Origin of the sequence: Acinetobacter sp. 161(2023) (assembly GCF_037027805.1) — a bacterium.
Classification (GTDB): Bacteria; Pseudomonadota; Gammaproteobacteria; order Pseudomonadales; family Moraxellaceae; genus Acinetobacter.
In genome coordinates this window covers 255,743-278,608 of record NZ_JAZEYD010000002.1, presented here as the reverse complement: position 1 = coordinate 278,608, position 22,866 = coordinate 255,743, and the positions used below count along the sequence as shown (strand labels likewise).

Here is a 22,866-nt window from a genome sequence, read left to right as displayed (position 1 = left end):
CTAAGTCATTTTTTAATAAATATGAGTCGTAAGAAGAGGAATTCATTGTGAATATTCAACAAAAAGATGATACAAAACACGGCAGCTTTAGCTTACTTGATGGTGAAACCGTTGCAGGCGAAATGACTTATACATGGGCAGGCGATGGCATGCTAATTATTGATGCCACAGATGTGAATGAAAATTATCGTGGACAAGGAGTAGGTCGCCAATTACTTGACGCTTTGGTGGCTTTTGTTCGTGAAAAAGAAGTAAAAGTGATTCCGCTTTGCCCATATGCTAAATCGGTTTTTGATAAAGACCAAAGTATTGGCGATGTACTTAGAAAGTAAGCAATAGATTGAAGATTATTAAATAAAGAATCGGGCCTTGGTGTCCGATTTTTTTATTGGTTTTATTATTCATCTTTGTTTTAGTGAATATGTTTTGAGCGGTTGTATTCAACTAATTTGAAGGCTTTCGATTGCCAGATCGAATTTATCAAACTTATAGAAAAGCTTATCTAATAAAAATAGTTTTAGACCAATTGGGAAAAAAATAAACTCGTTACACAAATATTTAATGGCTGATGAAAGCTAAATATTTATAACGTTTTAATATTATTTTTTGGAATTTTCCTTGAACTGGCAGTATATCCATAATGTGTTGCCGCAATTTTTCTCTGCAACTTTGACCACGCTGAAAATTTCAATTATCAGCATTATTCTGGCAATTATTGTAGGGCTAATTTGCAGCATTTTAATCACATATCGCGTGCGGGTGCTAAATAGAATTGCCCAGTTCTATATTGAGTTATCTCGAAATACCCCTTTATTAATTCAACTGTTCTTTTTGTATTACGGTTTGCCAAAGCTTGGCATCAAAATCGATGGTTTTGCTTGTGGTGTGATCGGACTGACCTTTTTAGGTGGAAGCTATATGGCTGAAGCTTTCCGAGCAGGTTTGCAGTCTGTTGCAAAAGGGCAGATTGACTCAGCAAAAAGTATTGGTCTACAACCGATTCAAATTTTTAGATATGTCATTTTCCCTCAAGCACTTGCTATTTCAATTCCGGCGATAGGGGCAAATTGCCTATTTCTCATTAAAGAAAGTTCTGTTGTAAGTGCAATTGCTGTCGTTGAACTGCTTTTTGTGACCAAAGACTTAATTGGGATGGACTATAAAACGACGGAAGCTTTGTTCTTATTAATCATGGCTTATCTGATTATTTTATTGCCCGTGTCTATTTTAACCAGTTATCTGGAACATAGAAGTCGGAAGGTGAGCCATGGAACTTGATTATTTATTTCAAGCGAGTCATCTCGAACGTTTAATGTGGGGACTCTGGGCAACAGCAAAAATTGCGTTTATTTCTGTATTTTTCTCTGCGATTTTAGGCACGATTTTAGGCGTCATTATGACCTCTAAAAATATAGCGGTTAAAGCGCTGTGCCGCCTGTATTTAGAAGCGATTCGAATCATTCCAATTTTAGTTTTGCTTTTTGTTTTTTATTTCGGCTTTGCCACATGGTTTAACTGGCAGTTTTCTGCGATGTGGGTTTGCGTTGTTGTATTTGTTTTGTGGGGTACTGCTGAAATGGGCGATTTGGTCCGTGCGGCAATTACTTCAATTGATCAGCATCAACGCGATTCGGCCTATGCGTTGGGACTCACTCATGCTCAAGCCTTGGTCTATGTCATTTTTCCGCAAAGTCTAAAACGAGTAACACCAGGCGCAATTAATTTATTTACCCGAATGGTGAAAACCAGCTCTTTGGCAGTCCTGATTGGTGTGGTCGAGGTCATTAAAGTTGGCCAACAAATTATTGAAAATTCGCTGTTGACCGTGCCGAGCGCCTCGCTTTGGATTTATGGCTTTATTTTTATTTTGTATTTTCTGATTTGCTATCCCTTATCTCGTTTAGCAGCACATTTAGAAAAGATCTGGGAGTAATTATGTCTTTGTTATCGATACAACAATTACAGAAATCATTTGCACAAAGTCATATTTTACAGGGCATTGATCTGGATGTAGAACAAGGAGAGGTGGTTGTTATTTTAGGGCCATCGGGCTGTGGTAAAAGTACCTTACTGCGCTGCATTAATGGCTTAGAACCGATTCAAAGTGGTGAAATCCGTTTAACTGGCTCAGGTGTGCTCGGTAAAGATGTGGACTGGACTAATGCTCGTCAAAAAATTGGCATGGTTTTTCAGAACTATGAGCTATTTGGGCATATGAACGTCATTGACAACATTTTGCTTGGACCACTTAAAGTACAAAAACGTCACCGTGATGAAGCTGAACAAGTAGCAGATGAGTTGTTAAAGCGAGTGGGACTGTTTGAGCGAAAACTTGATTATCCACGACAGCTTTCAGGTGGACAAAAACAACGTATCGCTATTGTGCGTTCATTGGTCATGCAACCTAAAGTCATTTTACTTGATGAAATTACCGCTGCGCTGGACCCAGAAATGGTCAGAGAAGTGCTTGATGTCGTACTCAAATTGGCGAATGAAGGAATGACCATGTTGATTGTGACACATGAGATGTCCTTTGCCCGTAAGGTTGCCGACCGCATTATTTTTATGGATAAGGGCAAGATTATTGAACAGGCATCGCCAGAAGAATTTTTTGAACAGCCAAAAACAGAAAGAGCGAAAGCCTTCTTAAATATTTTGTCGTACTAGATTTTTATTATTTGAATCATGAGGAAGTGAATGTTTAAACGTAATTCAATAAAAATATTAAGCAGTCTTGCTGTTGCTGGGGTGTTGTTAACTGCATGTAGTAAAACGCCATCAACTGAGCAAGCAAGTAATACTCAAGAAGACCAGTCTTTAGAGCAAGTCAAAAAAAATGGGGTGTTGCGAGTTGCTGTTTTTGCTGATGATCCGCCGTTTGGTTATGTAGATAGTGCTGGCAATAATCAGGGCTTTGATGTTGCTTTAGCAAAACGAGTCACTAAAGATCTGCTCGGTGATGAAAAGAAGGTTGAGTTTATTGTGACTGAAGCTTCAAATCGGGTGGAGTTCTTAAAATCAAATCGTGCTGATGTCGTGTTCGCGACATTTACGGTAACCCCTGAACGTAAAGAGGTTGTGGATTTTGCTGAGCCTTATTTAAAAGGAGCTTTTGGGATAGTCTCACCTAAAGCCAAACCGATTACAGATATTGCTCAATTAGAAGGTAAGACCTTAATTGTAAATAAAGGCACAAGTTCAGATACCTACTTTACCAAGCATTATCCGAAAGTGAATTTACTCAAGTTTGAAAGAAACTCGGATGCCTTCAAAGCCTTAACCGACGGTCGTGGTGACGCGATTTCACAAGATAGTACCTATGCTTTAGCATGGGCCGCGAAGAACCCAAGTTATGTGGCAGGTATTCAATCTATTGGTGATCAAGAGTTTATTGCACCAGCAGTTAAAAAGGGTAATACCCAATTATTGAATTGGCTCAATACTGAAATCAAGCAGCTCAGAACAAGTGGTGAAATTAATAAAATTTATGATGAAACCTTGAAGCCAATTTACGGTGACTCGGTCAATCCAAATGTGTTTTTAGATGTAGGCCAATAATTTTCAATATCGCTAGAGAAGTGTCTAGTAGTAGGCGCTGCGATTTTAAATAAGACTTTTACAAGAACGATAGGGTGAAATAATGACAACATTAACATTTCAAAACGTGAAGCATATTTTGGCTGCATCTTTACTGAGTTTAGGTTTAGTTGCATGTGACAAAGGAACTCAGTCTACTGAAAAAACGGCAGATACCACACAAACTACGTCAAGTATTGAACAGATCAAAAAGAATGGCGTGGTAAGAATTGGCGTATTTAGTGATAAACCGCCGTTTGGATATTTAGATGCTCAAGGTAAAAATCAGGGCTTTGATGTAGAAATTGCTAAGCATGTCGCTAAAGATCTGCTGGGTGATGAAAACAAAGTTGAGTTTGTTTTAACTGAAGCGGCTAACCGTGTCGAATACTTAAAAGCCAATAAAGTGGATATTATTTTTGCCAACTTTACTGTTACACCAGAACGTAAAGAAGTTGTCGATTTTGCTAAGCCTTACCTAAAAGTGGCACTAGGTGTGGTTTCTCCTAAAAGTCATCCAATTACCGATGTTGCTCAACTTAAAGATAAAACTTTATTGGTGAATAAGGGTACAACGGCTGATTCATTCTTCACCAAGACTCATCCTGAAATTAAACTACAAAAGTATGAGCAAAACACTGAAACTTTTGATGCTTTAAAAGATGGTCGTGGTGCTGCGCTTGCACATGATAACTTGCTGGTTTTAGCTTGGGCTAAAGAAAATCCAAATTACACCGTTGGCATTACCAATTTAGGTGAGCAGGACTTAATTGCACCAGCAGTGAAAAAAGGTGATAAAGAGTTGCTGGACTGGTTGAATCAAGATTTAGAGAAACTGGCGAAAGAAGGCGTGATTCATCAGGCTTATGAAAAAACGTTAAAACCAGTCTATGGCGATACGATTAATCCAAAAGATTTATTGGTTGAGTAATCATGCTAATAACCTCTAAAGATTAGAACTCTAGATAGTATTTACTCGAGCTAAGATTCATCTACAGCCTGCCCATAATTTATAAAGATAATGTTTTTGCAATATTTTTTTATAGATGTAAACAGTGGTCAGGTTCTGTAGATGAGAAAGTTTTTTGGTTACTTTTTTCAAAAAAAGTAACCGAATTAGCTGAGTACTTTAGAGGTTAAAAGGTAGGATTCCATCGTGCTAACACCTTGACTTTATATTACTTTAATTTAAATAAAGACGGCTCTGCTGCTAATTTATCAGCCAAATATTGAATCAATACACTTAATTTAGGCGGGACATGCCGTGTCGGTGGGTAGAGTAACCACAGCCCGCCACTGTAATAGGTTTTAAAATACCAATCTGGTAAAACCTGAACTAAGCTACCTTGTTGTAGAGCATGGCGTGCAACGAAGTACGGCAAGCTTGCAATACCTAAATGCTGTAATGCAGCACTCAAACGCACACCCGTATGGTTTGCCGCATAACGTCCACGCACAGCTACACTGATCGATTTATTTCCTTGCTGAAATTTCCATTTTGAGTCACTGGCTTGTTCGCCCAAGTAAATACATTCATGCTGCTTTAAATCATGAGGATGGGTTGGTATGCCATGTTTTTCCAAATATTCAGGCGTAGCACAAACCAAGTGATCGATATCAATCAGCTTTCGACCCATAAGGCCACCCGGTGGTTGCTCTGTAATTCGAAGCGCTAAATCTACTCCATCATCAATCAGGTCTACATAACGATCTTCTAAAAGCATTTGAATATCAATTTTCGGGTAGCGTTCTAAAAACTCTGGTAAATGTGGATGAATCATAAAATGTCCAACGGCTTTTGGAACACTCAGACGAATGATTCCTTGCGGTTCAACATGAAATTGGCCCGAACTTTCCATCACTGCCTGTGCCGTATTGACCATATCTAAACAACGTTGATAGACCTGTTGACCACTTTCACTCAAACGAAGCTTTCGTGTGGTTCGATAAAGTAAGCGGGTTCCTAAAGCACGTTCTAAGCGAGCAATCGCACGGCTTATCGCAGAGGGTGTAGTACCGAGTTGTCGAGCCGTTTCAGAAAAACTCCCTGACTCGACTACTTTAACGAAAGTCGCCATTTCATTTAACAGAACTAAACTTTGATTTGTGCTCATGAGGCAAAAGTTATTTAGATTTAGAGTGGATTATCGCGTTTAAGAAATCGCAATACAATCTTTTTCATCTTAACGTGTATGTAGAAAAGTATGACGCAAGCATTGTATTTAACAGGTGCTCTTGCCGCTGAGGTTGATGTTCTAGCGTGTAATCCTTGTGAAGATGGGCGTTTTGCCGTGCGTTTATCGGCAACCCCATTTCATCCTCAAGGTGGCGGTCAACCGAGTGATACGGGCAAAATCGCAGAAGTTGATGTAGTGCATGTAGCGATTGAACAAGGGGAAATCATTCATTACTGCACACAACCTGTTGAGTTGGGAGTGGCTTTTGCACAAGTGGATGAAGCAGTACGTCGTTATCATAGCCGCTTACATTCAGCAGGACATTTGCTTGGACATGTAATGCATCTATTTGGCTGGCAAGCTGTAAAAGCACAACACTGGCCACATGATGCGCGAGTTCAGTTCATTGCTTTGGACACAGCTCAACAGTTAGATGCTCAAATGCTTGAACAGCACTGTTTACAATATATTCAGGCTAATTTACCAGCCAATCTTCAGCAACATGCAGATGGTTTTCGTGAAATCGGTTTTGGTGAGTTTTCTGCATTTCCCTGTGGCGGGACTCATGTTGCAGCATTAGGAGATATTGGTTTTATAGAAATTCAGTCCTATCAGATTAAGAAAGGAAAGCTGAGTGTCAGCTATAGCGTTGCCAAGGAGGCTGAATAAATGTGGCAGTTGTATGGGCATGAGTTTTTAACGCTGGCACTCATTCACTTTATGGCAGTCATTTTACCGGGACCAGATTTTGTGGTTACGGTAAGACAAAGTGTACGTTATGGCTACTTAATAGGGTGTATGACCGCGATTGGTATTGGTGTTGGCATTTCGGTTCATGTCTTTTATACCCTTGTTGGTATTGGCTTTTTGATTCAGCAAAGTGAATGGCTCATGTCACTGATCAGAACAGCGGGGGCAGCTTACTTAGTGTATTTAGGATGGCAGTGTTTACGTAGTCAGGCGAATACCAATATTGAGATTAATGGCCAAGCAGACAGTGATATGCCGAGTTTATTTAAAGCTTTTACGATGGGTTTTCTTACAAATGCGTTAAACCCGAAAGCCACCATCTTTTTTCTGGCAATTTTTACGACAATTGTAAGTACGACCACGCCGATGAAAGTTCAGGTCTTTTATGGGGTTTGGATGTGTATGGTCAATGCCATCTGGTTCATGTTGGTGAGTGTACTGTTTGCACAGCCTATTGTACGTAAACGGTTTTTGGAGTTTGGAGTGTATTTTGAGAGGGTGATGGGAGTTTTATTAATTGGGATTGCATTGAAGTTGATTTGGGGATTGTTTGTTTAATTGCCCTGAGTATTTAATAGAGTTAAAGAAGTACGATTTTAGATTGCTTATAGTGTTCAAGGCGGAGTCTTATCGTTTATACACCAATAGAAAGTAGCTAATTCTGTTACTTTTTTTGGAAAAAGTAACCAAAAAACTTTCTCATCTACAGAACCTGTTAACTGTTTTCATCTATCAGGAAATGTTGCAAAAACATTATTTTTAAAAATTATGGGCAGGCTGTAGATGACTCTTAGCTCGAGCCGAAGGCTAATCTAGAAATCGAATTTCAAATAATAAGACTCCGCTGTGATAGCTACTTTGACTTGTTCCTATACATGAAGTTGAGCTCAAGTAGTTTCAATAAATAATCCATAAAAAAGACCGCCCGTAAGCAGTCTTTTCTCAAAAAATATATTTAACTCGTACGTCTATTACGCGTCAGTTGATATAACACCGAAACCAATAAATCAATTTCTTCAGTCGTATTATAAAAAGCCAAAGAAGGGCGGACAGTTTGTTCTACACCAAAACGACGTAAAATTGGCTGTGCACAATGGTGACCTGAACGTACAGCAATACCATGTTGATTTAAAGCTTTACCGACCTGTTCAGTCGAATAGCCTTGTAAGGTAAAGGACATCACACTGGCTTTGTGATGCGCAGTTCCAATCAAACGTAAACCAGACACACTGCTCAGTGCATTTTGACCATATTCGAGTAAATCATGTTCATAGCGAGCAATGTTATGAATACCTAGACTTTCTACATATTCAAGTGCAGCACCTAAACCGACTGCATCGGCAATGTTTCCAGTTCCAGCTTCAAACTTGTTTGGTGCAGGTTGGTAAACCACTTGTTCGAAGGTAACATCCTGAATCATGTTACCGCCACCTTCCCAAACAGGCATGCTTTCTAGCAACTCTGGTTTTGCATATACCGCGCCAATACCCGTCGGCCCAAACACTTTATGTCCTGAAAACACAAAAAAGTCTGCATCAAGAGCTTGTACATCGGTAGGGATGTGCGAAACAGATTGAGCACCATCAACTAAAACACGTACGCCTTTGGCATGCGCAATTTTAATAACTTCAGCAACAGGTGTGACTGTTCCTAAAGCATTCGAAACTTGAGTAATCGACAGCAGTTTAGTGCGTTCATTAATCAGTTTTGGTAATTCTTCTAAAATAATCTGGCCTGTGTCATCCACAGGAATGACTCTTAATTTTGCTCCAGTTTTTTTAGTGAGTTGATACCAAGGCACAATATTGGCATGGTGTTCTAAGTGAGAAACAATAATTTCATCACCTTCACCAATATTTTGCTCACCCCATGTTTTTGCAATCAGGTTAATGCCTTCGGTTGTTCCTCGAACAAAGATAATTTCTTTGGAAGAGGGAGCGCCAATGAATCGGGCAACTACATTTCTTGCATGCTCATAAGCATCGGTTGCACGAGCCGCTAACTCATGTGCAGCACGGTGAATATTTGAGTTTTCATGCTGATAAAAATAAGCAATCCGATCAATCACGCGCTGCGGTTTTTGTGTGGTCGCAGCATTATCCAACCAGACTAGAGGTCGACCATTGACGCGTTCCTGTAAAATTGGGAAATCGCGACGAATGGCATGTACATCGAGTGGTTGAGCACTGCTTGCTACAAAAGTGGGTTGTGATGGTTGATAGTGACTATAACTTTGTCCACTTTGAGGCAAGTCTAAAAAATAAAATGCAGAGCTTGCCGAACTTTGGGTAGGTGTGTTCGTTGCAAAACGATCTTCCGTCAGCAATGATTTCAGCTGGTCACCATGTGGTAACTGAAAAGACTGCGCAACTGAATAATTATCTTCAACACCTTTAACAGATGGCTCTGCTGCATTTGGAGCAGAAAAATCATTTAAAAAATAATAAGGTGATTCACCAGCACCCGTTGGTAAGCTGGGTTCAATGCGTGGCACATTGGGTTCACTATGAGCAGCTTGTGGCAAATGTGGTTCAAATGGTGGGCGTGGCAAATTAGCTCCACCAACCACAGGCGCAGACGCTACAATTCGGCGTTCAGGGTAGTCTGGCAAATTTGGAATATGCTCAGGATATTCCGGATTGAGACTTTTCTGAAAGGCGATATTGGGCGCACGACCACTGAGTGCAGAAAATGGTTCACCCGGTTGCGGTGGGTGAGGTGGCGCTCCGACAGGTAAGTCCAAGTTAAGGCCCGATGGAGAAGTTGCACTGCTTGAGCTTGGTAATGCTGAAAAAAACTCATTAGCAAGTCGAGCAATGGTGGACTCATCAGGGAAGTTGGCTGGTGGGTTAACACCAGTCACTTCAGGCCCCGTTGGACTACCTTGCAGATTACTTGTAGTTAACTGGGTAGTCATGATATTTGTCCACCTCCACATCATCTAATACTGCCAACGCATCATCAGTGAGTACTGCAAGTGAGCAATATAACGAGATTAGATACGACGCAATCGCGTTACGGTTGATTCCCATAAAGCGTACTGAAAGCCCCGGTGACTGTTCACCTGCAAGACCCGGTTGGAATAAACCAACAATCCCTTGACGCTTTTCACCAACACGAAGCAGTAAGATTTTAGTTTTGCCATCTTCTACAGGAATTTTATTTGATGGAATGAGTGGAATTCCACGCCATGTAATGAATTGAGAACCAAATAAGCTAACCGTTGGCGGTGGTACACCACGACGTGTACATTCACGGCCAAATGCTGCAATCGCATCAGGGTGTGCTAGGAAAAATCCCGGTTCTTTCCAGACTTTACGTAACAAATCATCAAGATCATCTGGAGTAGGTGGGCCATTTAAAGTCGAAATACGTTGGTCATCTGTCACACTTGCCAGTAAACCGTATTCAGGGTTATTGATGAGCTCGCTTTCTTGACGTTCTTTAATGGTTTCAATGGTTAAACGGAGCTGTTCTTTAATTTGGTCGTGTGGGCTGCTGTAAAGGTCAGCAACACGTGTATGTACATCTAAAACAGTAGATACACCATTTAAAAAGTATTCGTGTGGCTCTGGGTCATAATCAACAAAAGTTTGAGGTAAAGTTGCTTCATCACGTTGTGTGCAAGCGACTTGAATATCATCGGTATTATTTACACGGTTTAAGCGGTAGATACCTGCTTCAACAGGAAGCCATTGAAGTAAGTGAGTCAGCCATCTGGGAGTAATTGTAGAAAGTTGGGGAGCAGTTTTGGTTGCATTGGCCAGTTGACGGGCCGCATGGTCCCCAAGAGCAAGTTGGGCTTTGTCTGTATTTTTCGCCATGAATCATTTTTCCTTATTACATTGGCTTTTTGAAAATAAAAATTCTAGGATGTATATAAACTAGAATTAGTTCTGGTTTTAAAATTAAAATAGCGTTGTAAATTTTTTAAATAGAGAGCTTATTAATGAATTATCTATTTTCTAAATAAAAATATATTTAAACTAGAAATAAGCATTTAATTAATGTGCAAGCTCTTTGTTTATTTATCTCCTTATCTATTTATTTCACATCTATAGTTTTTAACCGGAAATATGATTTTTTTGATAAGACTCATTAGGAGACTGTAAAATCTGACTACCTGCGGCAACACTATGCGTAAGCCAGACATTTCCCCCAATAATGGACCCTCGACCAATCGTAATACGACCTAAAATAGTGGCACCTGCATAGATCACCACGTCATCTTCAACAATTGGATGGCGTGTATAGTCTTTTTTCAAACCACCATCATCATTCGTTTCAAAGCGTTTTGCCCCAAGGGTCACTGCTTGATAAATACGAACACGCTCTCCAATAACGCTAGTTTCACCAATCACCACACCCGTACCATGATCGATAAAAAATCCTTTACCGATTTGTGCACCCGGATGAATATCAATGCCTGTTGCAGAGTGCGCCAACTCGGAAATAATGCGAGACAACAAAGGCACTTGAGCATAGAGCTGATGCGCAATTCGATGATGAATAATCGCAAATATGCCCGGATAGCAAAGTAATACTTCATCCACACTATGCGCCGCCGGATCGCCTTCGTAGGCCGCACGCACATCGCCATCTAAAAGACGTCGTATAGACGGCAGTGTGTTGGCAAAATCCTGCACAATATTTTGAGCGAGTTGCTCTGGCTGTTGGACTGTGTTCGAATGACTCAAATGACGTTTTGCTTCATAATTTAAAGCCAGTTGTACTTGAGCATGTAAGGCTGTGAGTACCCGATTTAAAGTATAGGCAATATAAGAATCTTCAGTTTCTTGACGTAAGTCGGCAGGGCCTAAACGCATTGGAAATATAATTCCGCACAGGTCATCTAAAATAGCTTTTAAAGCTTCTTTAGATGGAAGTTCACGGCCCCCAAATTCTTTGGTTCTGTGCTGTTGCTGACGCCAGTCATGCCTTGCTTGTTGTAAACCTTGTACAACAGCATTAATGTTCCATTGAGTCACAAGCTTTCCTTGATTCACTGAAAATTGATTAAAGTATTAGTCTTGTTGCCAAGGAAGTTGATGAATGCGCCAGCCGTTTTTTTGATTACGCTGTTGTTGATCATCTAAGTCGCCTTCAAAGCCTTCAAGAACGTTATAAATGTGTTCAAAACCAGCATTAAATGCGGCCTCGGCAGCTTGTGCTGAGCGGTTGCCACTACGGCATAACAAAAGAATGGTTTTGTCTTTGCCAACTTTTGATTCGAGTTCTTTTAAAAAGCGTGGATTACGGTTAAACGATGTGCCTGTTGCCCAAGCGACATGAACACTTTCAGGGACATAACCCACAAATTTACGTTCTTCATTGGTACGCACATCAACTAAAACAGCTTCGCCTTGTTGTACGAGCTGCCATGCATCAGTAGGTGATAAACTGCCACTAAAATTAAGTTCATGGTCCTGTGCGTATCGCTGTGCTTTAGAAAGAATATCTTCTTTTGACAAGGATGGATTTGAACCAGTTGAGATAAAGCTTTGAGGAGCTTCTGTATTTAATTTAGCATTCATTGAATATATCCTTATCTTCGATTCAGATTGTTATTGTTCAATTTACGCGGTTTTAAATATAAGCAAAAATAAGGAATATCTATTTATATATATTATTTTTATAAATAAGAATGGGGGATATTTTTATAAAAAAGTATTAATTAAGCTTATATAGTTCTTTAATTAAAATTGATGGAATAATCATTTTAATAGTTAATAAAAACCGTGTGAATTAAAATAATCCACACGGTTTTAAAAATTAAGCAAATCCACCATTTACACGAATGACTTGTGAATTTACCCAACGTCCATCTGGGCCAGCTAACATGGCAACTACACTGGCAATTTCTTCAGGTGTTCCGATTCTTTCCAATGGAGCGAGTTTTGCAATAGCTGCCACTTGCTCATCAGTTTTTCCATTATAAAAAAGGTCAGTTCCTGTCGGGCCCGGTGCAACAGCATTTACAGTAATATTTCGGCCGCGTAACTCATTTGCTAATACATGTACTAAGCCTTCTACACCCGCTTTCGAGGCAATATAGGGACCATATGAAGGAAAAGATTTAGCAATTACACTGGTTGAAAGGACAATAATCCGGCCACCATCCGGAACGGTTTCGGCTGCATGCGCCAAAATTAAAAACGCACCACGTAAATTGGTATGAATTACTTTATCGAAATCTGGCAGACCTTCAGGTGTAATGTTTGCCATAGGCAGAATGCCTGCGCTATGAACTACGATATCTAATTGTCCGTTCATGGCTTTTGCTTCTTGAAATAAACGGCCTACCTCATGTTCATTTGCAACATCTGCTTGAATAGCAGAGGCTTGACCACCTTGCTCAATAATATGATCTACAGTTGCTTGGGCATGAATTTTATTGCCAGCATAGTTAACAATCACATAAAAGCCATCTTGAGCTAAACGTTCTGCAATAGCACGGCCAATACCACGTGATGCACCAGTAACAAGAGCTGTCTTTTTTGAAATATTCATTTTTAGATTGCCTGTTTGATTAAGTATGGCTTATTTTAATAATGTAGAAATATGGGATAAATCTTTATAATTGGATAAGATAATTCCATATTTATTAATAATAGATAGTGTTAAAAGCGAGCACCATGGATAAATTTGATACCTTGCAACTTTTTACCCGCATCGTAGAGTTGGGTAGTTTTAGTCAGGCAGCCGATCAGCTCAATATCCCACGCGCTACAGCAAGTAATGCCATTAAAGAGTTAGAGAATAATTTACAGTGCCGTTTGCTAGAGCGGACGACTCGGCATGTAAGACCATCACTAGATGGACAAGCATTTTATGAACGTTGTACACAAATATTATCGGAACTCGATGATGCAGAATCATCTTTACGGAATGTAATTGCTCAGCCCCGTGGTTTGCTACGTGTCGATTTATCAGGCGCACATGCGACTAAAATTGTTTTACCCAATATCGACCAATTTCATCAGCTGTACCCTGACATTGAACTTGTAATTAGTACGGGTGATCGTTTGGTTGATCTGATTCGGGAAGGGATAGACTGTGTGGTGAGAGCAGGACGTTTGGATGATTCCACTTTAATTGCTAGACATTTGGTCGATATGCCACAAGTCATTTGTGCAAGTCCTGACTATCTAAATAAACATGGAACGCCAGAGCAACCAGAGGATTTGTTATCACATTATTGTGTCAATTTCTTCTCGACATCAGGCGGGCGGAATTATCCATTTGAATTGATGGTGAATGGCAAAAAACAAGATTATTTTTTGAAAAGCTGGATCGCGGTAAATGATGCTGAAAACTATGTATTATCTGCTTTACGTGGGGCAGGTTTAATTCAGGTCCCGCGCTATCATGTAGCGAATGAGTTAAAAGACGGGCAACTGGTTGAGGTTTTATCTGAATGGCAAATCCCGAAGATGTCAGTTTCTGCTTTATATCCGCAGCATCGGCAGCTCTCGCCACGCGTACGAGTTTTTGTCGCTTGGCTGAGTGAGTTATATACAGGCTATTTTTCAAAATAACGATAGCCTATAAAGTATAGGTAGAATACTTATCTAGAACATATAAAATTTTGGTGAATATGTGATTGAACTACCCAATGCAAATGATTGGATTGTCAGAAATTCTGACCCTAATAGTCTAGAGCGAATTGAAGCATTTTTTACCGATCATGCTTACGAGTCACATCGCCATGATACTTTTGCAATTGGGCGGACTTTAACTGGTGTTCAAAGTTTTCATTATCGGGGAGAGATGAAACATAGCCAGCCGGGAATGACGATGGTTTTACATCCTGATGAAAAACATGATGGAGAGTCAGGTAGTCGAGACGGTTTTAGATATCGGATGGTGTACGTAGAACCTGCAACCCTACAGGAAATTATGAAGGGTAAACCTTTACCATTTTTTGAAAATGGCTTAAGTCAGGACCCCCGTTTATTTAAGGCAACTGATGTTTTATTACAAGGGATGGATCAACATATCGACTCTTTAGAAAAACAAGATGCTTTATATGATTTGGCAACCACACTTTACGAAATTTCTGGTAATAATCAGCGAACCTCACATACTTATGACTATGTCGCAGCGGAGCGTGCTAGAGAATTTATACATGCCTCTTTATATGAAAATATCTCTTTAGATGATATTGAAAAAAATGTGGGACGAGACCGCTGGAGTCTTTCACGCGATTTTCGACTGTTGTTTGGTACAAGTCCACATCGATATATGACCATGCGTAGATTAGAGGTTGTAAAGTCATGCCTGATGTATGGAGAGTCATTGACTCAAGCTTCATTGATTGCCGGATTTTTTGATCAAAGCCACATGTCACGTCATTTTCTAAAAGCATTTGGATTGACTCCAGCCAGATGGCGGATGATCAATAAGTTATCTTCTTAAACAAGTTATTTAAAAGTCAGCCTGTTTAGACTGACATAGACTTTGTCTTAAATTAGATTCATGCCTTTCAAAAAATCATAAAGCATAAATATGCCAGAAATGATCAGCATCATTGCCATGGTTTTATTTAAGCGATTAAACCAAATTTTATTTTTAATTTTTTTGCCTAACACTGCACCAGCCCACGAATAAAGACAGGGTGCGCCTGCTGCACCAATCGAAATGAGCAACGATACTAAGAAGATTTGAATGCCAGTAATGTGCGCTGTTGGGTACATAATTGTTGTAACAGGCAAAATAACCAAAATTCCTTTGGGGTTTAAAGCTTGTATCCCAAAACCATTCCAGAACGAAAGCGCCTGAACTTCGGCGGTCTCATAATTGATCTCGATATCTGCCTTTAACATCTGAAATGCAAGATAAAACGTATAACACGCGCCAAGCAAAGCAATATAGTGCAGGGCTTTTTGTGGAATGGTTGCGGCGCCGATATATCCAAAAATCATGAATAGCATCAGCATCGCGCAGCCGACACCCATAAAAAAATAAATTGTTCTTTTGAATTGTCCGGTTAGCCCAGCGTTTAGTCCCATAAAATTTACTGGACCGGGGCTATACATCACACTCAAGGTATAAAAAAAGATTTCCATAATGTATCTACTGAAACAAAAACAACCCAGCATAGTGACTCGTAATTTTATGGTCTTGTACGTTTGTGATGGCTCCTGCACAAACGTACAAGACGAGAAAAATCTGGATTAGGCATGATGACTAACTTGAGATAAATGATTCAGGATAGAGATTTATGTTTGACACAAAAATTGCGCTGATTATCCGTAATGATCTTGCGACGTGGCAGAGATTAAATGTGGTGGCTTTTTTAGCAACGGGGATTGCCTCTGCTGTACCTGAAATGTTGGGGAAACCTTATATCGATGCGAATGGCTATGAGTATGGCAACATGTTAGGGCAGCCGATGTTAGTTTTTGAGGGAGATTTATCAGGGCTACAAAAAGCGCATCTCAAAGCAATTGAGCAAGATTTAACGATTATTCCCTATGTACATGCCATGTTTTCTACAGGAAATGATGAGGATAATCGGGCGGTTTTTTGGGCTGACGATGCGAATCAATTAAATTTGGTCGGAGTGGCGTTAAGAGGACCTAAAAAAGCAGTTGATAAAGCAATAAAGGGACTTTCTTTGCATCAATAAGATTTTTATTGGAAGAAGCATAAAACCCACTTTTTGAGCAAAAGTGGGTTTTGTTTAAAAAATAACGATTAAATTTTATCTTGCGTTTTAGTCTCGAAATCACTGGCGTCATGACGTTCATGTAACTGTGTTTCTAAATCACCAAAAGTACGGTTAACCATACGACCACGTTGAACCGCAGGGCGCGCTAAAATTGCATCTGCCCAACGCTGAACATTTTTATATTGGTCGACACCTAAAAACTCCGCGCCGTTATACACCCAGTTTTTAACAAAACCACCATACCAAGGGAATGCAGCAATATCAGCAATCGAATATTCAGAACCTGCTAAATATTCATTCTTTGCTAGATGCTTATCTAACACATCAAGCAATCGTTTTGTTTCCAAGGCAAAGCGGTTAACCGCATATTCAATTTTAACGGGTGCATAAGCATAAAAATGCCCAAAACCGCCACCTAAGTAAGGCGCGCTGCCCATTTGCCAAAATAACCAATTGAGACATTCAGTACGTGCAGCAATATCGGTTGGAATGAAAGCTTTAAATTTTTCAGCTAAATAAAGCAAGATTGAGCCAGACTCGAAAACTCTTAATGGTGGGTTTTGGCTATGATCAACCAGTGCTGGAATTTTAGAGTTTGGATTAACTTCTACAAAGCCACTGCTAAATTGCTGGCCTTCACCAATTTTAATCAGCCATGCATCGTATTCAGCATCTTGGTGTCCCAATGCTAAAAGCTCTTCTAGCAAAATAGTGACTTTTTGACCATTAGGTGTTGCTAAAGAATAGAGCTGGAGCGGATGTTTCCCTACAGGAAGTGTATGCTCGTAACGCGCACCTGAGGTAGGTTGGTTTAAATCGGTTTTCTCTCCAGTCCATTGCCAAACTTGTGGAGGAATATAGTTTGAATCACTCATTTTTTATCTCATGTTTGGTGGAAATATAAGGATTTATTTATGTCGCAAGGCAAGCCATTTTTGTACGGTCGGTCGTTGCCATTGCTGTAATGCATATTTCTTTAAGCGTTCTGGTACAGCATCACCATTTTGAATAAGGCGTTGCAACATCAGGGCAAGTTCAGCATCCACAATGCTCCATGAACCAAAAAGATATTCGGCATTAGATCCAAGAAGTTTTTCTGCAACAAAGAAAAGTTTCTCAGCAGCTTTTTTGCCTTCTTCTGAAAGTGGAGTGGACTTCGGCTGAATAAAAATAACATCGGTTGGACGCTCAGTTCTTAGTGCCACTAGGTCTGATCGGAGCCATGCCTGAATTTGTCGTGCTCTTGCACGTGCTTGAATATCTTTTGGATAAATAGATGTGTTTGGATAAAGCTCTTCAATATATTCCAAAATGGCTGAAGATTCTGATAAGGCAAAATCATTATGCTCAAGTACAGGCACTTTGGCTGTTAATGACTTTTCTACGTACGTTTTTTCAAACTGGCCATGCTGCCCTAAGTTAATGGTTGCTATTTCAAATGGAATTTGTTTTTCATGTAGCCCTACAAAAACCGTGAAGGCATAGGGACTTAGAAATTGTGAATCTGTGTACAGCTTAAAATGTTCATTATTCATTGTTATTGTCCATGTCATAAAACAATCGGATCTAGTCTAAGTGAGCTGATCCAAGATTGGGTAGCTTTTTTGTGGAAAAGCTTTATCGGTTTTTGAATTAAGCCATTTCAGTGTTCAATGTTAGGGCTTAATGTGCTGAAAATGCTGACGAACAATGTTCAGCCACGCCTGTACTGCTGGTGAGACAGGAAGATTCTTTTTCCAAGCCATCACTAAGTGCCACTGAATATTTGGTTTTTCGAGTGGCACTGCTGCAAATAAAGTCGGGTCAAGCATGTCAGTATAATACTTCGGGAGAAGCGCAATTCCCATACGTTGTAACACCATATCTGCCAAGAGGTGCCATTGGCTGGTACGGCAAGCAATGGTCGGGTAGAAACCATGCTGCTTACAGGCATCGAGAATAATACTATTTAGAGAGAAGTTTTCTGGAAACATTAAAAACGACTGATGTTGTAGTTCTTCTAGATTTATTTTTTTACGGGTTGCCCAAGTGGCATCACGACGTAAAAGAACCATTAAAGGGTAGTTACATAGCTCAATACTATTAAAAATTTGCTCATCAAAAGGCTGCAATAAAACGCCAACGTCTAGCTCATTGTTAAGCAAAGCTTGTTCAATACCACGTGAACCCACTTCCATAAAAGCCAATTCAATATCTGGCAATTGCTGATGATAATCAAATAGGGCAGTCGTTAGAAGCTGCGAGCCTAAAGGCGGAACGCCAAGTTTTAAAGTTCCTGTTTTTAATTGTTGGTAGTTTTCAATTTCAAGAAAGATGTTCTGTTCTGCCTGAAGAAGCTCGATAGCATGTTGATAAATGCGCTCTCCAATTTCAGTTAATTCAATTTGTCTTTTACGGCCGTGATCGGGTTTAACCAAAAGCTGTACCTGAAGCTGCTCTTCAAGCTGCTGTAATATTTTACTAATTGTAGGTTGAGTCAGATACAACTCTTCAGCAGTACGGGTAAAACTTTTAGTTTTGACCAATGTAACGAAGCACTGTAATGATTTTAGTGAAAGCATAATAAAGAATAAATTATTCCATTTTGGAATAATATTAACATGAATAATTCATATTTAGCAGTTTTAACCAAGATAGCATAATGGTGTAGTTAACCATCTAATTTCGTAAAATGAGTACTAAATCTGCTTCTGGAACACCCACACAATCTTCATTTTTAGTTTTAGTTAAACAAATTTTGATTTTGGCCGGATTTTGGTGGGTCGGATATCTCTTACATCAAAAACTCGGTGTGCCTGTATCAGCAGGCATTTTGGGTATGTTTTTATTGCTTTTATGCTTGTTCTTTAAAATTATCAAAATGGATCAGGTGGCAATAGGAGCAACCGTTGTTTTAGGTGAGCTGTTACTGTTTTTTGTGCCCGTTGTAGTTGCCGTAGTTCAGTATAAAACTTTGTTTATGACCGAAGGCTGGCAAATTGTTCTGAGCATTGCGGTAGGGACTATTTCGGTCATGCTCAGTACCTGCTTGACGATTCACTATTACAATCGTTTAAAAGCTTACTTACAGGCTCGAAAACGTCTTCAACATAAGCATATCTAAGAGCAAAACGACATGAATATTTGGTCAATTCTTTGTCTGATCTGGACTTTGGTCGCCTATGTTGTGGCAAAGAGAATCTATCAGAAAAATCCGAAACTTTGGTTATCGCCCGCGATTAGCGTGCCTGTACTCACCATCATTTTGATGACGATTTTTGGAATTTCATATCAAACTTATGCTGAAGATACGCAGTGGATTGTTAATTTATTAGGACCTGCAACGGTTGCATTTGCTGTACCGATTTATCGCTATCGGGAAACGATTCGTAAAAACCTAGGGGTCCTTTCGATCGCGATTATTGTGGGAATGAGTGTGGGTGTGATGTCTGCCTATGAAATGGCACAGTGGTTCCATTTTAGCCCTGAAGTGACCAATAGTTTGATGGCACGCTCTATTTCGACACCATTTGCCATGATTTTAGCGGAAGATATTCACGGTTCGGCAGCGTTGGTTTCACTATTTACCGTTATTACTGGTTTGGTTGGTATGATTTGTGGCGATGCGATTTTAGCGATTACTAAAATCCGTTCCAATGTGGCAAATGGGGCAGCCTTTGGGAACGCAGCCCATGGTTTTGGTACAGTTAGAGCACAGCAGCGCAATAGCGAAGAAGGTGTGATTGCTAGTTTAACCATGGTCATTGCAGGTATTTTAATGGTGCTGATTGGGCCATTTGCTATTCATCTATGGTTGCTGTTGTAGGCTTTGTCTAAGTTGGTTTGTCATATTGTTGAATAATTCTTGATAATTTTTTTATGGCTTGTCTCATCAGTTCGGGTTCAAAGTCACCCAAGCCAACAATTAAACCCGGACGTTGTTGCTCTTTTGAAAATGTCGGTGAAATTGCTTTAATCGCAATGCCTGCATCGACTGCCGAGCTTGCAACGTCAATGTCATTAATATGATGAGCAAGCCATAAAACCATATGCATGCCTTGATCGCCTGGCTGTAACCAAGCCAGTTCTTGAGGTATATATTTTTCAATCAAGCCAATAATGTATTCTCGAACTTCTGCATAGACATTCCGAGTCCGTCGAATATGCCGCTCTAAATAGCCTTCTTGAATAAAAGCAGCCAAAACATGCTGGTCGGCAGCAGGTGGATGTCGATCAATTAACACTCTGAGTCCACAAAAAGGAGCCACCAGTTCTTTAGGCAACACAGCATAGCCAAGTCTAAGTGATGGAAATAAGACTTTGCTGAAAGTGCCGAGATAAATGACTTGGTCGGGTGCCATGCCTTGTAAGGATGGGAAGGGCTGCCCGTTGTAACGGAGTTCACTGTCATAGTCATCTTCAATGATCCATGCATTTTGCTGTTTTGCCCAAGCTAATAATGCTGTGCGTCTTGCTAGGCTCATTGGCATGCCAAGTGGATATTGGTGAGACGGTGTCACAAAAACAGCACGTGCATGTTTAGAAAGCTTAATTCCGGTTTCAACTTGAATACCTTCTTCATCGACAGGAACTCGCACCATCCGAATGTTTTGTACAGCATGCTCAAAAATGGCTGTTGTACCCCGATAAGCTGGATCTTCAATCCAAACTTCATCTTTTGCTTCAAATAAAATCTGGCTACAAATATAAAGTGATTGCTGAATACCGGGAGTAATCACAATTTGGTCAGGTTCACAGTGGACAGAACGTGATCGGCGTACGTAGTCGGCTATAGCAATTCTTAGTGATAACACACCTTGAGGTTCGCCATATCCAGAAGGGGCACCTGCACCTCGTGATCTAAATTTATTACCGAATTTGCGCCAAATATCGCTCGGTTGGGTACGTCCAACGGGAACAGATACAGCAAATGGAACATGAGGAAGTGGTTTAAATTCTTTGAGTACCTCAGCATAAGAAAGTGCTGATTTGGTCAAAGGGATTGAGCTAGATGTGGTTTCTTTTTGAGAATGTTGTGGCGTAGTTTTTTTAGTTAAAGCATGAGACACATAGGTGCCAGTTCGTGCTTGAGAATCAAAAACACCTTCAGCTAAAAGCTGATCATAAGCTTCAATAATGGTTCCGCGAGCGACCCCAAGTGTTTGAGCCAGTTCACGTGAAGAAGGCAACGGATCGCCGGGCTGTAAATCACCACTTTGTACAGCTTCGCGCAAAGCTTGGGTCAGTTGAGCACTTATCTTTCCTTGGCTTTTATCAATTTTTGCAATAGAAGGAAGTTCAACAACTTTTGCCATTCTTGCCATAATTCTGGTCTACTTAAAAAATACAAAGTGGTTCTTTTTAATAAACCACAGAAACCAGAAAATTGACAACACAAAATATAAATAACCCTGATATTTACAGTGAGGTTTCTAGCCATGTATATCCCCGATGATTATGCAGAAAACCGTTTGGATGTGTTGCATTCTCTTATTACCGAATATCCATTTGGTGTGCTTTTTACTCATGGAAGTAATGGCTTAGATGCAAACCATCTTCCATTTGAATTACAGGCAAATGAAGGGGATTTTGGTGTAATACGTGCGCATGTGTCTAGAGTTAATCCTGTCTGGCAGGACATTAAAAATGGAGATGAGGTGTTGGTCGTGTTTCAAGCAGGCGATGCTTATATTTCACCAAACTGGTATCCATCCAAACATGAAGAGCACAGACAAGTACCGACATGGAACTATAGGGTTGTGCATGCTTATGGCAAAGTGACCATTCGAGATGATGAACGTTACGTCCGTGGTGTTGTGGCTCGTTTAACCCGTACCCACGAAGCATCTCAACCTGAACCATGGAAAATGTCCGATGCGCCAAAGGATTATCTTGAACCGATGTTAAAAGCCATTGTAGGTATTGAGATTGAAATTACCAAGCTACGAGGCAAATCAAAACTTGGGCAAAACAAAGAACGTCGAGACATTTTAGGCGCGGCAGATGGCCTATCGAAATCTGGTCATCAAACCATAGCGGACGCTATGTATAGTGTGGCTGAGTTAAATAAATAATTTTGAAAATATAAAACTTTAATATCAACTGAGGAGACAAAAATGTCTTGGACTACACCTGTTGAGCTGGTTGGCGAACACGTTATTTTAAAGCCGCTAGATTTAACTCAAGCTGAATCACTCGCAGAAGCAGTTTACGATGGGGAACTCTATAATCTTTGGTATACCCGTGTGCCAAGACCTGAACAAATGGCTGCTGAAATTGAAAGACGTCTTGGTTTGCAAAGTTCTGGTTCTATGTTGCCTTTTTATATTGAAGACCGAAAAACAGGTCGGGCGTTGGGTATGACAACTTTAATGCATATTGAAGCAGCTCATCGCCGTGTAGAAATTGGTTCGACGTGGTACCGAAAGTCTGCCCAGCGTTCGCCTGTAAATACTGAGTGTAAAAAGCTATTGTTGGCTCATGCATTTGAGTCATTAGATTGTATTGCGGTTGAGTTGCGTACATCTTCTTTAAATGTTCAAAGCCAAGCCGCGATTGTACGTTTAGGTGCAAAGCTCGATGGGGTACTCAGAAGCCATCAAATTGTGAAAGATGATATTTTACGGGACACTCACGTTTACAGTATTTTAAAACATGAGTGGCCTGCGGTTCGTCAAAATCTGGAATGGATGTTGAATAAACCGCGATAAA

27 protein-coding genes are annotated in these 22,866 nt (G+C 40.1%); 15 read left to right on the top strand and 12 right to left on the bottom strand.

Annotated elements, in window-relative coordinates:
* Nucleotides 1-47: 47 nt before the first annotated feature.
* Nucleotides 48-332: a GNAT family N-acetyltransferase gene (locus tag WA249_RS03090; protein ID WP_336166437.1), complete on the top strand. Its 285-nt coding sequence runs from the start codon at nucleotides 48-50 to the stop codon at nucleotides 330-332.
* Nucleotides 333-440: 108 nt separating this feature from the next.
* Here WA249_RS03090 and WA249_RS03085 read toward each other — a convergent pair whose 3' ends face one another.
* On the bottom strand, nucleotides 441-554 hold the full coding sequence (locus tag WA249_RS03085) for a hypothetical protein (RefSeq protein ID WP_080645566.1): 114 nt from the start codon (nucleotides 552-554) through the stop codon (nucleotides 441-443).
* 64 nt (nucleotides 555-618) lie between these two features.
* Between WA249_RS03085 and WA249_RS03080 the strand changes: the two genes are divergently transcribed.
* From WA249_RS03080 to WA249_RS03060, 5 genes are all read left to right on the top strand, one after another.
* Nucleotides 619-1,278, top strand: a complete 660-nt coding sequence (locus WA249_RS03080) for an amino acid ABC transporter permease (protein WP_336166436.1) — start codon at nucleotides 619-621, stop codon at nucleotides 1,276-1,278.
* Nucleotides 1,268-1,933 carry an amino acid ABC transporter permease gene (locus tag WA249_RS03075; protein ID WP_336166435.1) on the top strand — a complete coding sequence of 222 codons (666 nt, stop codon included), beginning with the start codon at nucleotides 1,268-1,270 and terminating at the stop codon, nucleotides 1,931-1,933. The genes WA249_RS03080 and WA249_RS03075 overlap by 11 nt, the downstream gene beginning before the upstream one ends.
* A 2-nt stretch (nucleotides 1,934-1,935) precedes the next feature.
* Nucleotides 1,936-2,667: an amino acid ABC transporter ATP-binding protein gene (locus WA249_RS03070; protein WP_336166434.1), complete on the top strand. Its 732-nt coding sequence runs from the start codon at nucleotides 1,936-1,938 to the stop codon at nucleotides 2,665-2,667.
* 30 nt (nucleotides 2,668-2,697) lie between these two features.
* Nucleotides 2,698-3,558: a transporter substrate-binding domain-containing protein gene (locus WA249_RS03065; protein WP_336166433.1), complete on the top strand. Its 861-nt coding sequence runs from the start codon at nucleotides 2,698-2,700 to the stop codon at nucleotides 3,556-3,558.
* An 82-nt stretch (nucleotides 3,559-3,640) separates the two neighbouring features.
* The gene (locus WA249_RS03060; protein ID WP_000209982.1) at nucleotides 3,641-4,507 is read left to right on the top strand and encodes a cysteine ABC transporter substrate-binding protein; all 867 of its coding nucleotides are present in this window, start codon (nucleotides 3,641-3,643) and stop codon (nucleotides 4,505-4,507) included.
* 247 nt (nucleotides 4,508-4,754) lie between these two features.
* Here the strand turns inward: WA249_RS03060 and WA249_RS03050 are convergent, their stop codons facing one another.
* Nucleotides 4,755-5,690: a LysR family transcriptional regulator gene (locus WA249_RS03050; protein WP_336166432.1), complete on the bottom strand. Its 936-nt coding sequence runs from the start codon at nucleotides 5,688-5,690 to the stop codon at nucleotides 4,755-4,757.
* 90 nt (nucleotides 5,691-5,780) lie between these two features.
* Here WA249_RS03050 and WA249_RS03045 point away from each other — a divergent pair, with 90 nt between their 5' ends.
* Together WA249_RS03045 and WA249_RS03040 are read left to right on the top strand one after the other, a co-directional pair.
* Nucleotides 5,781-6,422, top strand: coding sequence for an alanyl-tRNA editing protein (locus WA249_RS03045; RefSeq protein WP_336166431.1), 642 nt, complete (start codon nucleotides 5,781-5,783; stop codon nucleotides 6,420-6,422).
* The gene (locus WA249_RS03040; RefSeq protein WP_336166430.1) at nucleotides 6,423-7,061 is read left to right on the top strand and encodes a LysE family translocator; all 639 of its coding nucleotides are present in this window, start codon (nucleotides 6,423-6,425) and stop codon (nucleotides 7,059-7,061) included.
* Nucleotides 7,062-7,458: 397 nt separating this feature from the next.
* On the opposite strand, the gene WA249_RS03030 is transcribed toward WA249_RS03040, so the two are convergent.
* The 5 genes from WA249_RS03030 to WA249_RS03010 all read right to left on the bottom strand — a co-directional run bounded on the left by WA249_RS03030 (nucleotide 7,459) and on the right by WA249_RS03010 (nucleotide 13,013).
* Nucleotides 7,459-9,420 (bottom strand): family 2A encapsulin nanocompartment cargo protein cysteine desulfurase, encoded by a 1,962-nt coding sequence (locus WA249_RS03030; protein ID WP_336166429.1) that lies wholly within the window; start codon nucleotides 9,418-9,420, stop codon nucleotides 7,459-7,461.
* Nucleotides 9,395-10,327, bottom strand: a complete 933-nt coding sequence (locus tag WA249_RS03025; protein WP_336166428.1) for a family 2A encapsulin nanocompartment shell protein — start codon at nucleotides 10,325-10,327, stop codon at nucleotides 9,395-9,397. Before WA249_RS03025 ends, WA249_RS03030 begins: the two co-directional genes overlap by 26 nt.
* Before the next feature lie 240 nt (nucleotides 10,328-10,567).
* Nucleotides 10,568-11,509, bottom strand: coding sequence for a serine O-acetyltransferase EpsC (epsC, locus tag WA249_RS03020; RefSeq protein WP_336166427.1), 942 nt, complete (start codon nucleotides 11,507-11,509; stop codon nucleotides 10,568-10,570).
* An 18-nt stretch (nucleotides 11,510-11,527) separates the two neighbouring features.
* Nucleotides 11,528-12,037 carry a rhodanese-like domain-containing protein gene (locus tag WA249_RS03015; protein WP_336166426.1) on the bottom strand — a complete coding sequence of 170 codons (510 nt, stop codon included), beginning with the start codon at nucleotides 12,035-12,037 and terminating at the stop codon, nucleotides 11,528-11,530.
* Between the two features lie 238 nt (nucleotides 12,038-12,275).
* Nucleotides 12,276-13,013, bottom strand: coding sequence for an SDR family oxidoreductase (locus tag WA249_RS03010; RefSeq protein WP_336166425.1), 738 nt, complete (start codon nucleotides 13,011-13,013; stop codon nucleotides 12,276-12,278).
* A 125-nt stretch (nucleotides 13,014-13,138) separates the two neighbouring features.
* On the opposite strand from WA249_RS03010, the gene WA249_RS03005 reads away from it, so the two are divergent.
* Together WA249_RS03005 and WA249_RS03000 are read left to right on the top strand one after the other, a co-directional pair.
* Complete coding sequence (locus WA249_RS03005) at nucleotides 13,139-14,041, top strand: LysR family transcriptional regulator (protein ID WP_336166424.1); 903 nt, start codon at nucleotides 13,139-13,141, stop codon at nucleotides 14,039-14,041.
* A gap of 61 nt (nucleotides 14,042-14,102) precedes the next feature.
* Complete coding sequence (locus WA249_RS03000) at nucleotides 14,103-14,921, top strand: AraC family transcriptional regulator (RefSeq protein ID WP_336166423.1); 819 nt, start codon at nucleotides 14,103-14,105, stop codon at nucleotides 14,919-14,921.
* Between the two features lie 47 nt (nucleotides 14,922-14,968).
* Here the strand turns inward: WA249_RS03000 and WA249_RS02995 are convergent, their stop codons facing one another.
* Nucleotides 14,969-15,571: a LysE family translocator gene (locus tag WA249_RS02995; RefSeq protein ID WP_336166422.1), complete on the bottom strand. Its 603-nt coding sequence runs from the start codon at nucleotides 15,569-15,571 to the stop codon at nucleotides 14,969-14,971.
* A gap of 155 nt (nucleotides 15,572-15,726) precedes the next feature.
* Here WA249_RS02995 and WA249_RS02990 point away from each other — a divergent pair, with 155 nt between their 5' ends.
* On the top strand, nucleotides 15,727-16,134 hold the full coding sequence (locus WA249_RS02990; RefSeq protein WP_336166421.1) for a DUF2000 domain-containing protein: 408 nt from the start codon (nucleotides 15,727-15,729) through the stop codon (nucleotides 16,132-16,134).
* Between the two features lie 68 nt (nucleotides 16,135-16,202).
* Here the strand turns inward: WA249_RS02990 and yghU are convergent, their stop codons facing one another.
* The 3 genes from yghU to WA249_RS02975 all read right to left on the bottom strand — a co-directional run bounded on the left by yghU (nucleotide 16,203) and on the right by WA249_RS02975 (nucleotide 18,737).
* On the bottom strand, nucleotides 16,203-17,051 hold the full coding sequence (gene yghU, locus WA249_RS02985; protein ID WP_336166420.1) for a glutathione-dependent disulfide-bond oxidoreductase: 849 nt from the start codon (nucleotides 17,049-17,051) through the stop codon (nucleotides 16,203-16,205).
* A gap of 33 nt (nucleotides 17,052-17,084) precedes the next feature.
* A complete protein-coding gene (gene yfcF, locus WA249_RS02980; RefSeq protein ID WP_336166419.1) occupies nucleotides 17,085-17,711 on the bottom strand; it encodes a glutathione transferase in 627 nt (208 codons plus the stop codon).
* Nucleotides 17,712-17,831: 120 nt separating this feature from the next.
* The gene (locus WA249_RS02975; RefSeq protein ID WP_104074669.1) at nucleotides 17,832-18,737 is read right to left on the bottom strand and encodes a LysR family transcriptional regulator; all 906 of its coding nucleotides are present in this window, start codon (nucleotides 18,735-18,737) and stop codon (nucleotides 17,832-17,834) included.
* Nucleotides 18,738-18,847: 110 nt separating this feature from the next.
* Here WA249_RS02975 and WA249_RS02970 point away from each other — a divergent pair, with 110 nt between their 5' ends.
* Nucleotides 18,848-19,279: a CidA/LrgA family protein gene (locus tag WA249_RS02970; protein ID WP_336166418.1), complete on the top strand. Its 432-nt coding sequence runs from the start codon at nucleotides 18,848-18,850 to the stop codon at nucleotides 19,277-19,279.
* A 12-nt stretch (nucleotides 19,280-19,291) separates the two neighbouring features.
* A complete protein-coding gene (locus WA249_RS02965) occupies nucleotides 19,292-19,981 on the top strand; it encodes an LrgB family protein (protein ID WP_004792992.1) in 690 nt (229 codons plus the stop codon).
* A 7-nt stretch (nucleotides 19,982-19,988) separates the two neighbouring features.
* Here WA249_RS02965 and pdxR read toward each other — a convergent pair whose 3' ends face one another.
* Nucleotides 19,989-21,479 carry a MocR-like pyridoxine biosynthesis transcription factor PdxR gene (gene pdxR / locus WA249_RS02960; protein ID WP_336166417.1) on the bottom strand — a complete coding sequence of 497 codons (1,491 nt, stop codon included), beginning with the start codon at nucleotides 21,477-21,479 and terminating at the stop codon, nucleotides 19,989-19,991.
* Between the two features lie 114 nt (nucleotides 21,480-21,593).
* On the opposite strand from pdxR, the gene WA249_RS02955 reads away from it, so the two are divergent.
* Both WA249_RS02955 and WA249_RS02950 read left to right on the top strand, forming a co-directional pair.
* A complete protein-coding gene (locus tag WA249_RS02955) occupies nucleotides 21,594-22,229 on the top strand; it encodes an FMN-binding negative transcriptional regulator (RefSeq protein ID WP_336166416.1) in 636 nt (211 codons plus the stop codon).
* 42 nt (nucleotides 22,230-22,271) lie between these two features.
* Nucleotides 22,272-22,865: a GNAT family N-acetyltransferase gene (locus tag WA249_RS02950; protein WP_336166415.1), complete on the top strand. Its 594-nt coding sequence runs from the start codon at nucleotides 22,272-22,274 to the stop codon at nucleotides 22,863-22,865.
* Nucleotide 22,866: the final 1 nt, after the last annotated feature.

Bases quoted from the DNA above. Each gene is read 5' to 3' on its own strand.
- WA249_RS03025 (WP_336166428.1), bottom strand. From the start codon at position 10,327: ATGGCGAAAAATACAGACAAAGCCCAACTTGCTCTTGGGGACCATGCG.
- WA249_RS03060 (WP_000209982.1), top strand. From the start codon at position 3,641: ATGACAACATTAACATTTCAAAACGTGAAGCATATTTTGGCTGCATCT.
- WA249_RS03015 (WP_336166426.1), bottom strand. From the start codon at position 12,037: ATGAATGCTAAATTAAATACAGAAGCTCCTCAAAGCTTTATCTCAACT.
- WA249_RS02975 (WP_104074669.1), bottom strand. From the start codon at position 18,737: ATGCTTTCACTAAAATCATTACAGTGCTTCGTTACATTGGTCAAAACT.
- WA249_RS02995 (WP_336166422.1), bottom strand. From the start codon at position 15,571: ATGGAAATCTTTTTTTATACCTTGAGTGTGATGTATAGCCCCGGTCCA.
- WA249_RS03050 (WP_336166432.1), bottom strand. From the start codon at position 5,690: ATGAGCACAAATCAAAGTTTAGTTCTGTTAAATGAAATGGCGACTTTC.
- yfcF (WP_336166419.1), bottom strand. From the start codon at position 17,711: ATGAATAATGAACATTTTAAGCTGTACACAGATTCACAATTTCTAAGT.
- WA249_RS03065 (WP_336166433.1), top strand. From the start codon at position 2,698: ATGTTTAAACGTAATTCAATAAAAATATTAAGCAGTCTTGCTGTTGCT.
- WA249_RS03075 (WP_336166435.1), top strand. From the start codon at position 1,268: ATGGAACTTGATTATTTATTTCAAGCGAGTCATCTCGAACGTTTAATG.
- WA249_RS02990 (WP_336166421.1), top strand. From the start codon at position 15,727: ATGTTTGACACAAAAATTGCGCTGATTATCCGTAATGATCTTGCGACG.
- WA249_RS03070 (WP_336166434.1), top strand. From the start codon at position 1,936: ATGTCTTTGTTATCGATACAACAATTACAGAAATCATTTGCACAAAGT.
- WA249_RS02965 (WP_004792992.1), top strand. From the start codon at position 19,292: ATGAATATTTGGTCAATTCTTTGTCTGATCTGGACTTTGGTCGCCTAT.
- pdxR (WP_336166417.1), bottom strand. From the start codon at position 21,479: ATGGCAAGAATGGCAAAAGTTGTTGAACTTCCTTCTATTGCAAAAATT.
- WA249_RS03030 (WP_336166429.1), bottom strand. From the start codon at position 9,420: ATGACTACCCAGTTAACTACAAGTAATCTGCAAGGTAGTCCAACGGGG.
- WA249_RS02955 (WP_336166416.1), top strand. From the start codon at position 21,594: ATGTATATCCCCGATGATTATGCAGAAAACCGTTTGGATGTGTTGCAT.
- WA249_RS03045 (WP_336166431.1), top strand. From the start codon at position 5,781: ATGACGCAAGCATTGTATTTAACAGGTGCTCTTGCCGCTGAGGTTGAT.
- WA249_RS03040 (WP_336166430.1), top strand. From the start codon at position 6,423: ATGTGGCAGTTGTATGGGCATGAGTTTTTAACGCTGGCACTCATTCAC.
- WA249_RS02950 (WP_336166415.1), top strand. From the start codon at position 22,272: ATGTCTTGGACTACACCTGTTGAGCTGGTTGGCGAACACGTTATTTTA.
- WA249_RS03010 (WP_336166425.1), bottom strand. From the start codon at position 13,013: ATGAATATTTCAAAAAAGACAGCTCTTGTTACTGGTGCATCACGTGGT.
- yghU (WP_336166420.1), bottom strand. From the start codon at position 17,051: ATGAGTGATTCAAACTATATTCCTCCACAAGTTTGGCAATGGACTGGA.
- WA249_RS02970 (WP_336166418.1), top strand. From the start codon at position 18,848: ATGAGTACTAAATCTGCTTCTGGAACACCCACACAATCTTCATTTTTA.
- WA249_RS03005 (WP_336166424.1), top strand. From the start codon at position 13,139: ATGGATAAATTTGATACCTTGCAACTTTTTACCCGCATCGTAGAGTTG.